This window comes from Neobacillus sp. SuZ13, from assembly GCF_030123365.1.
Classification (GTDB): domain Bacteria; phylum Bacillota; class Bacilli; order Bacillales; family Cytobacillaceae; genus Neobacillus.
This window is the reverse complement of record NZ_CP126107.1, coordinates 502,396-518,932: the sequence shown is the minus strand read 5'-3', so window position 1 is coordinate 518,932 and position 16,537 is coordinate 502,396. Positions and strand designations below refer to the sequence as shown.

Sequence of the window (16,537 nt, the reverse complement as noted above, 5' to 3'; positions counted from 1 at the left end):
AGCGCTTTTTGTCAAATACATATTTTTTAAGATTATAATTTTGTTTTTAAAATAAAAATGGCCTCGGTACAGTCCAAGGCCATCTGTCATTATAATGTTAATTTAATTTATCCTCTATACTTCTTATATAATAGACTTGTGATTGGAAGTCTCCCCCACGTTCAAAACTGCCGCCATTGACACCATTAAACTCTGTCGGAAGCTGCAGCCCCACAGTCATTAGTTCATCACCATAATATGTCCGCTCGCTTCCAGTCACTTGATAGACTTTTGACTCATCTAAGCCACTGAGTCGCAGCATTTGCTGTTTCTTAGGATTCGGAGTTGCTAATACTTTATACCAGCCAACTAATGCCTCCGACTGGTCTTGGCTTACTACCATCCAAGCGGTTTCATTGTTTGAAAATGGATTCAACAAGCGATAGAATTGACCATCACGAATCAACTCTCGATGCGCTTTATAAAAAGCAACCTGCTGTTTAATTTCCTTACGTTCTTCTTCGGTCATTTTGATTGGGTCCAATTCATATCCAAATGTTCCAAAGTAAGCAGTGTTTGCCCTTGTTTGTAGTGGTGCCTGGCGTAATGTCTGATGATTCGGAACAGCCGAAACATGAGATCCCATACTATAAACCGGATACGCAAAGGATGTGCCATACTGGATCTTAAGTCGTTCAATCGCATCTGTATCATCACTCGTCCAAGCCTGCGGAGCATAATACAACATCCCGGGGTCAAACCGTCCGCCACCGCCCGCACACGATTCAAACAACACATGTGGGAACTCACTTGTTAATCGATCATATAGATCATAAACCCCTAAAATATAGCGGTGGAAAAACTCGCCTTGCTGGTGGACAGCTAGTTTATTCGAAAAGGCTTCGGTAATGTTTCTATTCATGTCCCATTTAATATAAGCTAGGTTTGTTTGTTTAATAATAGCGGACATTTTATCATACAAATAATCCACGATTTCCAGTCTTGAAAAATCTAAGACCAGCTGATTACGCCCCAAAGTATAGTGCTGACCTGTGATACCTACTGCCCAATCTGGATGCTCGTTAAATAGTTCACTATTCGGACTGATCATTTCCGGCTCAAACCAAAGCCCAAATTTCATTCCTGTCTCGGTAATTTTCTTAGCCAAACTATCCAAACCATTCGGAAGCTTATTTAAGTCTACATGCCAATCACCAAGTGAGGAGGTATCATTATTTCGTTTTCCAAACCAGCCATCATCCAGAACAAACAACTCAATTCCTAGTTCACTTGCTGATTGTGCAATCTTTACAAGTTTTTCTTCATCGAAATCAAAGTAGGTTGCCTCCCAGTTATTAATTAGAATCGGACGCACGGCCTTCCTCCATTGACTTGGAATCAGATGCTCACGGTATAAAGCATGAAAAGCATGACTCATCCCATTTACACCTTGTTCGGAATACACCATGACCACTTCGGGGGATTGAAATGACGCTTGCGGCTCTAAATTCCACTTAAATCCGAATGGATGAATCCCAACCGTAAGTCTTGCCATATCGTAATGGTCGACTTCTACTTGCATCAAGAAATTACTGCTATAGATAAAATTAAAGCCATATACTTCGCCTGTATGCTCCGTTGCCTCAGGACGCTTTAGTGCCAAGAATGGATTATGGTGATGAGAACTGGCCCCGCGCAGACTGGAAATAGACTGAATGCCTGTTTCGAGTCTTCTTTCCTTTACATGCCGTTCACGTGACCATGTCCCTGCTAAATGAGTAAATACAAAATCTTTATCCGGAAGGTCGAGCGATGCTCTCATGAATCGATCAATAACCAGCTCGTCTGAACCCGCATTTCTTAACGAAGCACTTCTCGTGATGACAGGTTTGTCACGGAAAATTGTATAATTTAACTGCAATTCCGCTTGCAGGAACTCATCTTTTAAGAGGATTTGTAGTGTACTTGCATCATGATTGTCCTCTGTATAAGTTGCCGGAAGACCTTCAAGACGAAGTTTTCCTTCTAGGATTTGATACGATTCATATGTGAAATTTGGAATATGATTAGCCGTGGTTTTACTAACGCCGATTGCTGGTTCTCGAAAATCTGAATTTCCGTAGGCAGGGAATTCCTGACGCAACGTCTCTAATCCAAATGCCGGGTCGTCAGCATATACATGCGTAGTTGCCCCTGTTGGGACATCATACACTTGTAAATGGGAAAAATCTTCTCTGTGGCGTAACGCCTTTCCGTAATAAAGATGGCCGAGCTGCCCATTTTTCATAACATGAAAAATATAGCTTACTTGGCCATTTGTTAAATGAAACTGCTTGTCCTCTTGATTCACATGAATAAGCATAACCTTCTCCTTTTTTTCAACATAGTAGTTGATTTCCGCTCCAGGCACTTCGCTTTCCGCGGGCGGTCCGGGGAGCCTCCTCGGCCCCGTCCTCCCGCAGGAGTCTACGTGCCTTCCGCTACAATCAACTTGGCTATAAAATTTTCAATGCTTTCTTATAAGGAAAGAGCCTGGCAATATCAGGCTCTTTTCTGTATTTGATTCAATTCATAATTAGATTCTATTGATCACAAACTCGAATTCTATGTCTTTGTCAGCATGAATCAAATGTTCATCATGCACCGGTGCACCCCAGCTGTCGTCTCCGCCAACGCCCATCTGTTTGCCTGCAACCGTCACAACGGTGTAATGAACATTTGGCAACTCATAATGATGTTGAGCATTCTCGAGTTCAAAAGCTGTATATGGCGAAAAATTGCATTCTAATGGTTCAGCCGCCGCCGATATTTTTATTCCCTGACCTTGTTTATTTGTTACCCTAACACGACGTACTCCAGTTCGGTTGCCAGACTCTTGCGGCATCACATATCCGGACAAATTATCTGATACTTGATTTTTAAAAATGCCCAGTCTTGCACCCATAGCACGGTCTGAGTAGTTCTCTTTAGGACCCATGGCGTACCATTCTAATTGATCATAATCTGCTGGCACCTTAAAGGATACGGCAAAAATCGGCATCTGCGGAAGATCATTTGCGCCATGATACACCGATTTCACACCGACACTGCCATCGGCAAAAACCGTATAGCTAATTTTCACTACCACTTCTTCACTTATTGATAATTTATAAGTAAAGGCAACGGTCACCTGACCTTTGTCATTTTTAAGTTCAATAGCAACACATCTTCTGGTCAGACTGGCCGCGTACCAAAGCCCCGAATGGAAACCTTGGGAGTAGCCGCGATCATTATCCGTCGTTGCCCGCCAGAATAATGGTGCTGGCGGCAGAGCAATCATCTCTCTCCCCGCGTAATTAAGCGAAACGAGACTGCCCGCCTGTTTCGAGAATAGAATCGTAAAGTCCCTGCCATGGACACCTATATTGACATCGCCTTCGACGACTCTTAACTCTCCCTGAACAGCGGCAGACTTTTCTTCCGCCTTTACCTGAAACACAAATTGTCCAAACGCAATCTCATAACCAGCTTCAGCCCAGAGTGTGTTTTCCTTTAAGACCAAGGAGGTTTGAATACAGTGCTCCCCAGAAGCACTCGTGATATCAGCTGGCAGCTTAAATTCAGCTCTTCCTGAACGTTGAGGTCCTACATTAACCTCTAGCTTGTTTCGATACAATTCCTTGCCCTCAAGATAAAGGGCGTATTCCAATTCATAGTCAGTTAGATCAGCGAAAAGGCTGTCATTAATAATCGATACCCCGGTCTGATCTGGGTTTAGCTTAAAGTTTTGATATAGATATTTGACTTCCTGCATCTTAGGTGAAAGTTCTCGATTGGAATAAACGATTCCATTTGTACTGAAGCCGTAATCGGTTGGACGGTCGTCAAAGTCACCGCCGGTGGCAAAAAATTCATTTCCATAGCGATCCTTTTTGATAAGGGACTGGTCAATGTAATCCCAAATAAAACCGCCTTGATACATTGGATACTTCTTCTCTAGATCTGTATATTTGTACATCCCGCCAAGTGAATTTCCCATGGCATGCATATACTCACAGCTAATGTACGGCTTCTGGGGCTTTGCATTCAAATATTCCTCAATATCAGCCGGCTTTGCATACATTCTGCTTTCCATATCACTTGTATCATTATATTCGCGGGCATGAAATACACCTTCATAATGAACCAAGCGGCTTGGGTCCACTTTCTTGAAATATTTAGACACGTTAAGAATGACCTCACCCGCATAGGATTCATTCCCGCACGACCATATCAGGATGGACGGATGATTTTTATCCCGTTCAACCATAGAGACAGCCCGATCCATTACAATATTCTCCCATTCCGGCTTATTCCCGGGAATGTTCCAGGACGGCTCGACTGCCCCCATCTTTTGCCATGATCCGTGCGTTTCCAGATTCATTTCATCAATGACATATACACCATATTCATCACATAAATCGTACCAATAGCTCTGATTCGGGTAGTGCGATGTCCGGACAGCATTTATGTTGTGCTGTTTTAACGTTTTAATATCCCAGAGCATGTCTTCCTTCGTAATCGCACGGCCAGTCCGGCAATTAAATTCATGACGATTCACACCTTTGAATACAATCCGTTCACCGTTAAGGTGCATAATTTTATCGATAAGTTCAAATCTACGGAAGCCCACTTTCTGAGGAATAACTTCTACCAAACTGCCTTTTTCGTTAAAAACTTGTATATAAAGCTTGTATAAATTCGGTCTTTCTGCGCTCCATAACTTTGGATTCTCAACGTCCATGGTTACTGACCATTTTCCGTCACCGGTGTCAATCGTACGGGTAGATACTAAACTGCCTTCTCTATCGTACAACTCTGTTACAATTTTTGAAGGTGAAGAGCTGCCAGACAATAGCTTGAGGTCTACTTTAAGCGTACCTTGCGTAAAAGCATCATTCAATTCCGCACGAACATCTGCATCATAGACATGAATCTCTGGTACAGTATAGAGATAGACATCACGGAAAATTCCTGAAAAACGCCAGAAATCTTGATCTTCCAGCCAGCTTCCTGTGCTTCTTTGGTAAACCTCGACCGCTAATTTATTTTCACCTTCGGTTAGAAATGGGGTAAGATCAAACTCAGCTGGCGTGAAGGAGTCCTCACTATAGCCGACAAACTTCCCGTTTAGCCACACATAAAACGCTGATTCTACTCCCTGAAAAGAAATGTAAACCGGCTTATTGGTCATGTTTTCTGGTACAGTAAACATCTTCACATAACTGCCCACCGGATTATGGTCTTGTGGAATTTCTGGCGGACGAATCTCATTAAGGCCATCCCATGGGTACATGGTATTCACATATTGTGGTTTTCCGTAACCCTGAAGCTGGATATGCCCTGGTACAGTGATGTCTCCCCAGCCAGCACAATTAAAGTCCACCTGGTAAAAATTCTCCGGACGATTATCCGGATTAACGCTATAGCTAAATTTCCAGTTTCCGTTTAAATCATGGCGCAAAACCATGGGAGCAGCGTTTTTAGCTTCCTCCATCGTCTCATAATAAAGATGGTCTGAATGAGCCGGTAATCGATTAACAGCAAACACATTCACATCCGTAAGCCACTCTAGTTTTGGAATTGTTGTCATCATGATCACTCTTTCTATTACATTTTTCCAAAAATCTACTATTTAACAGATCCCATCATACCGGCAACGAAATGCTTTTGCATGATGAAGAAAATAAGAGCTGCTGGCAAAGTAGCAATTACAATTGCCGTCATAATCATTCCAAAATCAGGTGAATAGCTTGAACCTAAGTTTGAAATTAATAGTGGAATCGTCTGGTTTTCAGGTGACTGCAATACAACCAACGGCCATAAATAACTGTTCCAGCTAGCCATGAAGGTTATGATAGCCGCAGCTGCGTAAGTGGTTTTCATTGTAGGAACATAAATCTTAAAGAAACATCCTAATTCCGATAGACCATCAATTCTTCCAGCTTCAAGAATTTCCTTCGGAAACATTTTGGTGCTTTGTCTAAAGAAAAAGATCAGATAGGCGGTTGTAACCGTTGGTAAAATGACAGCTGCGATTGTATCAATCCCAATGATCGAGAAGGATTGTGAGATGGAAGCAAACATTCTAAAGAGCGGTACCATCAAAGCCGCAAAAGGAATCATCATTGAAACCAGCAAAATATTAAACACAAAATCCTTCGATTTACTTTTATAAATTTCAAATCCATATCCCGCCAAAGACGCAATCAGCATCGCAAGGATGGTTGTTAATACTGAGATTTTAGTTGAATTTATTAATGCAGGCACAAGATCAACGGTGTCCAGCAGATTGTGAAGGTTCTCCATAAAGTGACTGCCAGGAAGCATCCTTCCTTGCGTTACGTCAACAGACTTGTTTGTCGAGCTTACAATCATCCATAAAAATGGAAACACTGAGACAATCGCTGCGATGATTAGGACTGTATAACTGAATGTATTTTTTAGCTTACTCATTATTATCACCTGCCGCTTTAAACTGAATGATCGAAAAGATGACAATCATAATTACGATTGCATATGAGACAGTAGCTGCATACCCAAAGTCCGGGGTATATTTAAACGATAAATTATAGATATACTGAGAAATGGTCATTGTCGCATTCCCCGGTCCGCCCTTGGTAATATTCATGACCTCGTCAAATAACTGCAGTGTACCAATCGTTGAAGTAATCGATGTAAATAGAATAATCGGCTTCAACATTGGGATCGTTATTTTGAAAAATTGTTGAACTGGCGAAGCCCCATCAATTCTAGCTGCTTCATAGATTGACTCATCGACGTTTTGAAGAGCAGATAGATAGAAGATCATGTTGTAACCTGTCCAACGCCAAGTGATCGCCACAATGATAGCGATTTTCGCCCAAAAAGGATCAGTAAGCCATTGGATCGGTTCCGAAATGAGTGCAACTTTCATTAACATCATATTAATTATTCCATCTTGACCAAACAAATATTTGAAGATGACGGAATAGGCAACTAATGAGGTTACGCACGGTAAGAAGATGGCTGTTCGGAAAAAGCCTTTAAACTTTAACGTTTTATTATTAAGTAGAACAGAAAGAAATAAAGCCAGTAAGATCATAACCGGTACTTGAATGATTAGATAAATGACTGTATTTTTTACTGTAGTTAGGAATGTTGGGTCTTTAAATAACCGCGTATAATTATCGATACCTGTAAAGGTTAGATTTGCACCAACACCTGTTTGAAAAGATAAGATAAGAGCCTGAATCATTGGGTAGAAGTAAAATAAAAAGATCATTACGGCAGCGATAATAACAAAGGACCAGCCAATGATATTATTTTTCAGCCGAATTTTGCGACCGGAATTTGATTTTGGAAGGGCTTGAGTGTGGCTTTCTTTCGCTGATATCAACTTTAGTCAACTCCTTACGTAGTAAGTTCAAGAAAAGAAAACGCCTCAGAAAGTCGCCTGATACATCAGTTAGCTCCAATACATGAATGGCAGAGCCGGCGAATTTCTAAGGCATAATCTCTTTAAAAAGAAAATTTGTTACTTTCTAGCTTGTTTTGTTATTTTATTTAATTTGTTCTTCTGCTTGCTTCTGAGCATCCTCTAATACTTTATCTAAATCTTTACCTTTTAGGTAATCCTGCATGCCAACCGCTAAAATGTCTTCAATTGCATATGTGTGCATACCATAGTTAACTTGAGGAATTTTCTCTGTCCAAGCAGCAAAGTCAGAAACGACTTTTTGTCCACCGAAGAAATCATCTGCAGCTGTATAAGCTTCTCCTTCTGCAGCAGGCTTATAAGTTCCAATAGCTCCCATTTCTTTATTCAAAGTCTGATAAAAATCAGCATTAGAACCAAATGTTTTTCCTAAGAAATCCGCAGCCTTTTCTTTACCATCGATGTTTAACACGTACCAAGAGCTTCCGCCTAAGTTAGAAGCGTTCACTGAATTTGCAATACCAGATTGTTTTGGCATCGGAAGAACCGCCCATTTGCCTGCTTGTGAGGCTTCTGCTTTGATTGATGGAGTAATCCAGTTACCAGTTGGAACAGTTGCAACGTCGCCGCTGTTAAATCCTGCTACGAATTGACCCCAGTCAGAAACAGGTTTTACTAGGTCTGCGTCTAAAATCGCTTTATATGTTTGGAACGCTTCTTTTAAAGCAGCGTTGCCTGCTAAGTCAGGTGTAACTCCGTCGTTCTTTAAGTACCAAGAACCGCTCGTTTGAATCATCATACGAATAAGACCTAGGTCTTTTGGATCCTGTGTAAGCATTGCTTTACCAGTTGCTTCTTTAACCTTTTTACCTACTTCAATGTACTTATTCCAGTCCATGTTTTGTAAGTCTGCAACTTTGTATCCTGCTTTTTCCAAATAGTCAGTTCTTACATATAGTCCAGTTACACCTGTGTCGAATGGAAGACCGTAGTTTTTACCATCCAAGCTAGTAGGGGCAATTTTATACTGTGCGAAATCGTCCGCTTTAAATGAACCTGTTAACTCATGGAACATATCTGGATACGCTTTAAGGAAGCTTTGCGCACGATAGTCTTCAATCAAGACTATATTCGGCAGTCCTTTTGTTGTTCCAGAACTTAAGCTGGTATTAAGTTTTTGAATAATGTCATCTTGTGCGTGTTCTACTACTTTAATGTTTACATCTGGGTTTTCAGATTTATAAGCATCTTTTGCTAGATTCATCGCTTTAATGTTGAAATTTGGATCCCATGCCCAAACAGTTACTTCATTTGTCTCTTTGCCTTTGTCGGAAGTCTCATTTTTTGATCCCGAAGAACAGGCAGTTAGCATCAATATACTAACTAAAAAGAGTGCTAGTACTTTTTTCATTGATATTCCCCCAACATTCTATTTTTGTAAGCGTTATCTAACCTACACGTATTATGTTATCACCTGATTGAACCTAATCGTTAGGACGATATTTTTATTGGGTGGTAATATCTTTGTAACATGAACGCGCTTCCAAAGGATTCATTTGGATTATTTTTAGATTTTATGACTATTTTTACTTTATTGAAATTGGAAGTTCCAACCGAACCTTTGTCCCTTCACCTAGCTCACTGGTAATCGTAACACCAAACGGTTCCCCGTAAATCAGTTGGATACGCTCATGAACATTCCGGACGCCAATTCCGGAAAACATTTGTTGTTTCCGCTTTGTATTTGGAAGTTTATTTTCAGAAGAGACCTCCATACCATCTCCATTATCAACAACTTCACAGATTAATGTGTCTTCCTCCTTCCAAACAAGAACATTGATGTACCCGCCAGGCTTATGATTGAAGCCGTGGAAGAATGAGTTTTCCATAAAAGGCTGCAAAATTAGCTTTGGTACATGGTACTCGATACAATCTGGCGCGATAAAATAATTCACTTTAATCCGATTTCCGTACCGTTTTTGATTAATGAGAACGTAGTTTTTTAAGTTATCCACTTCTTGGCCAATCGTATTCGTCTCACTGACATTGCCAATTGTATTTTGAAGCAAGGAGATCAACGCATTAATGGTCGCTTCTGTTTCTTCTTTACTACCTTGCTGCACCATGAACTTTATAGAAGTAAGCGTATTGTACAAAAAATGTGGATTGATTTGCTGCTGCAATGCTGCTAATTCCGCATTACGCTTCTGTTTTTGGGATTCCACTAGCTGGTCGACATACAAATGAAGTTCATCAAGCATGGAATTAAAGGCATTGCCAATTTTCATGGTTTCATAGGTGCCGCTTGCAGAAACATATTGGTGGAATTCATGTTTTGAGGCATCTTCGATCTGCTTCACCAGACTTGATAATGAATTGGTCAATCTCCTTGTGGCGAGCAAAACAATGATTAATGCCGCAAAGACAATCCCCATCGAAATGAACACAATATCTTTTTTATCAATTAGGTCTCCGACTGCTTTTTGCTTATCAATGATATTAAACAAGTACATGTCAAAAGATGGAAGGTACTCCATCGAGATAATTTGATCCTTTCCCATAAAGGTATCGATAATATAACGGTCTGAACTCTTTTCAATTTTAGCTGCATAGCTAAGTAAGCCCTTTGGTGCTTGTCCAATGAGCTTTGACTGATTACTCGAAACAATGACCCCCTTCTTATCTACAACAAACACATTATTTCCAGGGCCTGTATAGCTTGTGAAGAATTTTCTAAATTCACGTTCATCAAACGCAAAAAACATTGAACCGTAAACATTACCGTTGATTCGTTCCATTAGAACCTTTGATGCGACAATGAACTGTCGATTCGTTCCATCATTTCGCTTGTCCAATTGGTATATTAGTTTCTTCGGCTGCTTAAACGTATTACTAGTAAGGGGACTAGTCCTTAACTCTTCCTCCGTAATAGGCCAGTACGTACGATCCGTTGCAAAGCTGAATCCATTTCTGCCCATGACGAAAATGCTTTCCTCATAGGCATCTAAATTGGTTTCGATTCGCTTTAACTGTTGACCCGTATTAAAATAAGCACTTAGTTTCTCTTTATTGCTGAATTGCTCTGACTTAAGAATTCTTTTAATCGTAGTGCTTTGAAGGAGATTGTTCGATGCAAGAACGACTGAATAGTTAAAGGATTCGAAGCTCTCCTTTACCTGACTCATTACTTTTGAGTTCGTCACGCTAAACTTTTTAATAAAAAATTGCTCCGACATCCGTATCGTTGTCCATGTAATCGTGATTGACACCGTAATAATCATTAAAACCGTAATGAAAAACATAACGATAAATAATCCGTTATGTTTAAAACGTTCGGGAATAAATCTCATAGTTCACCATCTCTTATCTTAGTTTTTGCTTTCTTTTGTATTGGCTTGGAGACAATCCCTTGATTTTCTTAAAAACTTTACAGAAATAACTATGATCCGAATAACCTACCATTCCACTAATTTCAGAGATCGATTCCGTCCCATGCAAAAGCAGCTTCGTCGCTTCCTCAATTCGGATTCTATTTAGATATTCAATGAATCCTTCCTTACTATGGGTTGAAAAATAGTTAGAAAGGTAAGATGGATTAAAATGAAAATGCTTTGCCACGCCTGTTAGGGTAAGCGGCTCAGCATAATGGTCTCCAATATACTCCATTAATTTTTTCATATTTAAATCTTCCGGCTCGCTTTGCACCGAAAAGATGCATTTTTTCGCTTCTTCGATAAAACGATTCATTAATTCAACTGTAGCCTTTGATGAAGGCGCTTCATCAATCGATCTAAAATAGGAATACTTCGCATTTTCCAAATCTGTTACATCATATTTCATATTACTTAGGAGAATGGTGATGTTAAAAATAATGTTGCCAAAGAAAGCTTTATATTCAAAGACATCCATCGTATAACAAGAAGACATGACCTGAATATGTTCTTGTAAATACTGAAAAGCTGAATCAAAATGTTTTCGCTTTAATTCCTCGGTAAACCAATCCAAATTAAATTTTTCAGGTTTGGAAGTCAGGTTAGGGAGATCCTGCTCCATTAACAATGATTGATTCGAAAAATAAAAGTGATAATCTAACAATTTTATAAGACTTTCCTTGTACATATTCCCTACTAATGAGAGATCTGTAAACGCATTCGACAAAGCAAGACTAATTCCCGGACTGGCCAGTGCAAATTGGCGGGCTAATTTAATGACCTCGGGAAAATTGTCCATATTCATATTCATTAAGTATCCAATGATATTTTCTTCCATACGTAAGGGCTCGAGAACAACTTGGCTTACGTTATTCTGAAATGCCTCTTCAATTTCTCCCTGGATTCCTGTTAGAAATTCTGCATTTTTTCTAGATTGGTGGTGGTTTCTCAAATCTACTCCAATTAAACAAAAGTGGCTATACGGTAAAGCCTGAGAAACTAAATCTGGATCATAATTTACTTCATATCCTGAAATGAGCTTATCGATAATCTGCCCAATTGGGAGATTCCCTGTTAATCTATGGTCCATTTTCTGAAAGGCAGGAATTCGGCTTGCGGCCGTTTTCAGTGCCTTTAAAAGGCCTTCTGCATTAAGCTTCGGCTTTAATATATAATCAACCACACCGCTTTGAAAGGTGGAACGAACATAATCAAATTCTCCAAAACTGCTTAAAATAATGATTTCTTTATGAGGATATCTTTCCTTCACAATTCTTGTTAATTCCTCCCCATCCATGATGGGCATCACAATATCTGTAATGATAATATGCGGATCGGTGGCTTCAATTAATTCAAGTGCTTCTTGGCCGTTCGAAGCCTCGCCAACAATCATAAAACCTTCTTGTTCCCAATTGATATAGTGCTTAATCCCTTGTCTGATTAACATTTCATCGTCTACAATAAGTGTTCGGCATAGTTCCCCGACTGTCAACGTGATCCCTCCAGAAGATGACCTGTACATTTAGTAATTTAATTATACTATACCAATATTGACTATCCTTTTATAAAAATTGTACCAATTAGTTACACAATTGCTGAACACAAATAGCCCTATCCAAATATAAGGATAGGACTCCATGCTTTTTTATTTTTATAGACGGCTATACGAATCTTTTGACCTATTTATGAAATGTTTGATTAGTTACACCATAAAAAAAGGATAACCTTCACGGTTACCCATTGTTTACTCCACAAATTGAATGTTTAATTCAGGTTTATTAATTAGCTCAAGGTCTTTTGGAATGCGCATGTAGAGTATGCTTTGCCCATCGTAAAAACTAGAATGGTGCTCGAATAACGAAGCCTGCTCAGTAAATTGGGTGACTGTAAAAACCTGATTAAAGATGGAGAATTTAAGTTTAGCTTTCTTTGAGTTTTGTAAAGTTAATATATCCCCTGCTAATGTCAGACGGATTGGGTTAATCACCTTACTGATATCCATGTCATTTACACTTGATCTCGTTCTATAGGCTACAGCCTCTATTTTATGATCATTCGTGTTCTTTCTTTCCACAAAAATCTGTGTCGCGAAAAACTCTTCGGTTTCAACTGATAGATTAAGTTTTGGCTCACGATACTCGAAGTCCCATTTTTTCTCTATGAAGTTTCTATCGATGGTATCATTTTTCCCCGCAGCAGCGGCATCGAATACAGTCTTCCCTTCTTTCTCTATAGTGTCGATGGGCGCTTTTTTTAAATCAGACATATCTTTTCCGTTGATAAACGGAACGACAATCGCACAGATAATTAATAATGAAATATACCCTCCAAAAATCCTTCGGACCCAAGGGCTGGAAACAGATTTCCCCTTGTTATTGACTGTCCTCTTTATACTTTTGGCTGTGAAGATGGAGATAATAACGAGAATAAATAAGATGGGTAGTAGGCTCCCTATGTTCATCATGGTTATTGTCTAACCTCCAATCGGTTTGACAACACAAAGGCACTAGCAAAGACCAGAGTGCAACTAATAATTATTTTAGTCATAAATAACAAGATAGATGATTCTGTAAAGATAAATCCGAAGAAGTTGGTCACGATTCTTGTATTCCCACTAACCTCGCCCAGAAACAACGCACCGAAAAATAGCGCCGGCACTAGGACAACGAATACTTTATGAATCTGGACAAGCGTTCCGATCAAATATCCGAGCGCACAAAATAGGAAAATATAGAGACTTGTTGTGCAGGCGCCTAATATAAATTCATTAAGAGCACCCGCTGCACTTGTACTAGCAACCGTAAGCTGACGATCAAAGAGATACATAATCACCTTCAGTAAATTGGGTGACAGCATGGCTGTCAGGCCGCCAATGATGCTGGCTGTCAGCAAAAACAGTAGATTAGAAAGATTACTGCTTAATCGATTAGTGACAAAGGTGAAGTCATCATTTCGATACGCCTTCGTGGTAATGATGATCGCTATGATAAATCCCCATAGCATGGTGAAAAAAACAACCATATCAGCCGAATAGTAATGAACCTCCACCTCAAGTGTTTCACTGCTTGATCCCGACATGCTCACGCCGTTTAGTGAAAAAAGGATGGCCAGCAGTTGAAGAAAGACGAGGTTCCAAAATACCTGAACATATGCCTTCACTTTATAGATATATTGCTTCTTCACAATAGAAGTTAGCCTAACCCTGGTTAAAGACATCATCAATTCCCCCTTCGGTTTTACTAGTCAAATAAATACATAGGTCACTAGCGGTAACCGGTGAAAATTCAACTCCATTTGCACGGGCCTGTTGCCATTCTTGATTAGAAAATTGACTCCTAACAACCACATAGGACTGATCATGACCGATGTTCTTGGTATAAATAATATCTCTGTTTTTTGTCCATTCATTGATGATTGCTTTCTTTCCTTGAATACCAATCGCCCACTCCTTAAACTCTTCTGCCGGGAGGTGCAGATGCTCTTTTCCGTCTTTGATTAGAAGGATATCCTCTAGTAAATCCTCAATCTCGTTTAAATGATGGCTTGAAATAATAATTGAGCGTGGATAGGCGATATATTCTTTGAGCACTGCACGGTAAAAATCATTTCTAACTGCCGCATCCATCCCTGTGGTAGGTTCATCAAAAATCGTCAATGGGCACCGTGCAGATAATCCTAAAATTGTATTGAATGTGCTTTTCATTCCATTGGATAGGTCTTGGTAATGCTGCGATGGGTTGAGGGAGAAATAGTCAAAAAGACGTTGGGCAAGATTTGACTCCCAATTTTCATAGAAATTTGCTGCGGCCCCTAGAATTTCTTTAAGATTTAATGCTGCAGGCAGATTCATTTGGTCATGAATAAATATGGCGTTCGCTGAGATTGTTAGATTATTAAACGGTTTTTCTGAGAAAACCTCGATCTTACCGGATGTTTCTTTTATTAAGCCGGCAATAATTTTTAACAGCGTGGTTTTCCCTGACCCATTTCGACCAATCAGGCCGGTTATTTTATTTTCTTCGATCTGAAACGAAAGATTGTTTAACGCTCTTTTTCTCCCGAATTCTTTTGTCAATCCATTGCACGTGACGACACTCATGTCTCTACCTCCCCTATTTTTGCTGCTTTTATCATTTCAAATAGTTCGTCTCTACTTACGTTTAGCCGCTCCGCTTCGAGGACAATTTCCTGAACTAACCTTTTTAATGTTTCATTTTTTCGCTTGTTAAGGATCATTTCTTTGGCGCTGCTGGCTACAAACATCCCAAGTCCGCGTTTTTTATAGAGAATATTTTCATCTGCCAAAATATTGAGGCCTTTCGCAGCAGTCGCTGGATTAATATTAAAGATTTCGGCCAGTTGGTATTGGGAGTAAATTTTTTGATCACTCTCAAAGTGTCCATTTAGAATCTCACGCTCAAGCCATTCCGATATCTGTAAATAAATCGGCTTCGTCCCATCCAGATTAAGATTCAAGCTATCACCCTTCTCCTAGCATAGTGCATTAGTGTTGTAATGTAGTATATAATAAATGGAAATAAAAAACAATACTGGTAATCTTCAATAATACCTTTTTAATCTCGTCCGCATCTGAGAGACAATTGTCCACAGGCGGTGGGATTATTAATTCATTATGCTATCTCGGATTAGGATGTTTGAGTATCATTCTGTTGATTTATGTATGTTATAAAAAAAGGGATCAGAAGGGGCCTCCTGCTATTTTTAGCAATGGTCGGTTTGAGGTATATGATTGAGGCAGTAATTTTTACTCAAAAAAATAGAGCTTCCTATAAAAGGAAAACTCCATTCCTTAATTTTATATTTGATTGTTGTCCCCTTTGCTAGGTCTTTCCACATTCTCCCGATTATGCTTTTCACAAGCAGATATTATCATTTTGGCTGGTGGGCTAATCAGTCCGATGATACGACTGCTTTTGGGGCAGTTTTTTATTTAATAGGACTTAATAGGGTGCCTGACACCTTTTCATTCTCCTTAAAAATTTAATTGAATTTTTTGTGCCTCTTCTAGTTTTTCTTGTTGATCATTAAATACGTCACTTGTTAGGATTTTTATCCATTTAATATCTTTATCCTTTGTTTGGTCGACGATGAAACCTAGACTTCCTCGCTTTATCTGGTTTCCTTGGAGTTCCCCATTCAAGTGTTCAAGATACATATCCTGTTTCCAATCCATTTTCGCTCCTGTATTCGTTTCAAACAGGGCTACAGGGGCAAAACTTCGCTTTTCCTTGGAATGATTCTTAATATCGACACTTATTTTGATAAAATCAAACTCCTCGTCCTCTGTTAGCGGGTGGAAATAGTCAATTAAGCTATAATCTGGCCGGTAGTGCAGAAGTTTCATTTCTTTGATTGTGTACTCGATATCTCCAAAATGATAGACCTTATTAATTTGTTTCATTGTTTTTAAAGTAGCCTCTCCTTTTTCATCCGTAACAGACTGGTCTGGTTTTTGTAACGTTGAATCATCGGTAACCTGAGGGCTATTATAATAAGCGTCATGATCATCTGCAGAGATCTTTTTGGGTGCTGTGGAGGTGTTCTCTGATTTAGAATCAGAATCCTTATGAGTCGTCTGAGTTGAAACAAATGAACAGCCAGTTAGTAGGAAAGCAAATAAAATAATTATCATTGCCTGTTTCACATCGATTCCTCCTATCAAATTAATACG

12 protein-coding genes are annotated in these 16,537 nt (G+C 39.5%); all 12 read right to left on the bottom strand.

Annotated features, from left to right (window positions below; genetic code table 11):
* Window positions 1-97 precede the first annotated feature (97 nt).
* The 12 genes from QNH17_RS02505 to QNH17_RS02450 all read right to left on the bottom strand — a co-directional run bounded on the left by QNH17_RS02505 (window position 98) and on the right by QNH17_RS02450 (window position 16,510).
* Window positions 98-2,341 (bottom strand): alpha-galactosidase, encoded by a 2,244-nt coding sequence (locus QNH17_RS02505; protein WP_283877249.1) that lies wholly within the window; start codon window positions 2,339-2,341, stop codon window positions 98-100.
* A gap of 213 nt (window positions 2,342-2,554) precedes the next feature.
* On the bottom strand, window positions 2,555-5,590 hold the full coding sequence (gene lacZ, locus QNH17_RS02500; RefSeq protein ID WP_283877248.1) for a beta-galactosidase, LacZ type: 3,036 nt from the start codon (window positions 5,588-5,590) through the stop codon (window positions 2,555-2,557).
* 38 nt (window positions 5,591-5,628) lie between these two features.
* The gene (locus QNH17_RS02495) at window positions 5,629-6,453 is read right to left on the bottom strand and encodes a carbohydrate ABC transporter permease (RefSeq protein WP_283877247.1); all 825 of its coding nucleotides are present in this window, start codon (window positions 6,451-6,453) and stop codon (window positions 5,629-5,631) included.
* Window positions 6,446-7,315 carry a carbohydrate ABC transporter permease gene (locus QNH17_RS02490; protein WP_283879411.1) on the bottom strand — a complete coding sequence of 290 codons (870 nt, stop codon included), beginning with the start codon at window positions 7,313-7,315 and terminating at the stop codon, window positions 6,446-6,448. The genes QNH17_RS02495 and QNH17_RS02490 overlap by 8 nt, the downstream gene beginning before the upstream one ends.
* 223 nt (window positions 7,316-7,538) lie before the next feature.
* Window positions 7,539-8,825, bottom strand: coding sequence for an ABC transporter substrate-binding protein (locus tag QNH17_RS02485; protein WP_283877246.1), 1,287 nt, complete (start codon window positions 8,823-8,825; stop codon window positions 7,539-7,541).
* A gap of 175 nt (window positions 8,826-9,000) precedes the next feature.
* A complete protein-coding gene (locus QNH17_RS02480) occupies window positions 9,001-10,764 on the bottom strand; it encodes a sensor histidine kinase (protein WP_283877245.1) in 1,764 nt (587 codons plus the stop codon).
* Between the two features lie 13 nt (window positions 10,765-10,777).
* Entirely contained in the window at window positions 10,778-12,337 is a 1,560-nt protein-coding gene (locus tag QNH17_RS02475; protein ID WP_283877244.1) for a response regulator transcription factor, read from the bottom strand.
* 252 nt (window positions 12,338-12,589) lie between these two features.
* Window positions 12,590-13,309, bottom strand: coding sequence for a hypothetical protein (locus QNH17_RS02470; protein WP_283877243.1), 720 nt, complete (start codon window positions 13,307-13,309; stop codon window positions 12,590-12,592).
* Between the two features lie 2 nt (window positions 13,310-13,311).
* Window positions 13,312-14,061: a hypothetical protein gene (locus tag QNH17_RS02465; RefSeq protein ID WP_283877242.1), complete on the bottom strand. Its 750-nt coding sequence runs from the start codon at window positions 14,059-14,061 to the stop codon at window positions 13,312-13,314.
* Window positions 14,042-14,944 (bottom strand): ATP-binding cassette domain-containing protein, encoded by a 903-nt coding sequence (locus QNH17_RS02460; protein WP_283877241.1) that lies wholly within the window; start codon window positions 14,942-14,944, stop codon window positions 14,042-14,044. The genes QNH17_RS02465 and QNH17_RS02460 overlap by 20 nt, the downstream gene beginning before the upstream one ends.
* Window positions 14,941-15,321: a GntR family transcriptional regulator gene (locus QNH17_RS02455; RefSeq protein WP_283877240.1), complete on the bottom strand. Its 381-nt coding sequence runs from the start codon at window positions 15,319-15,321 to the stop codon at window positions 14,941-14,943. Before QNH17_RS02455 ends, QNH17_RS02460 begins: the two co-directional genes overlap by 4 nt.
* Window positions 15,322-15,838: 517 nt before the next feature.
* Window positions 15,839-16,510, bottom strand: coding sequence for a DUF4352 domain-containing protein (locus tag QNH17_RS02450; RefSeq protein ID WP_283877239.1), 672 nt, complete (start codon window positions 16,508-16,510; stop codon window positions 15,839-15,841).
* Between the last annotated feature and the right edge of the window lie 27 nt (window positions 16,511-16,537).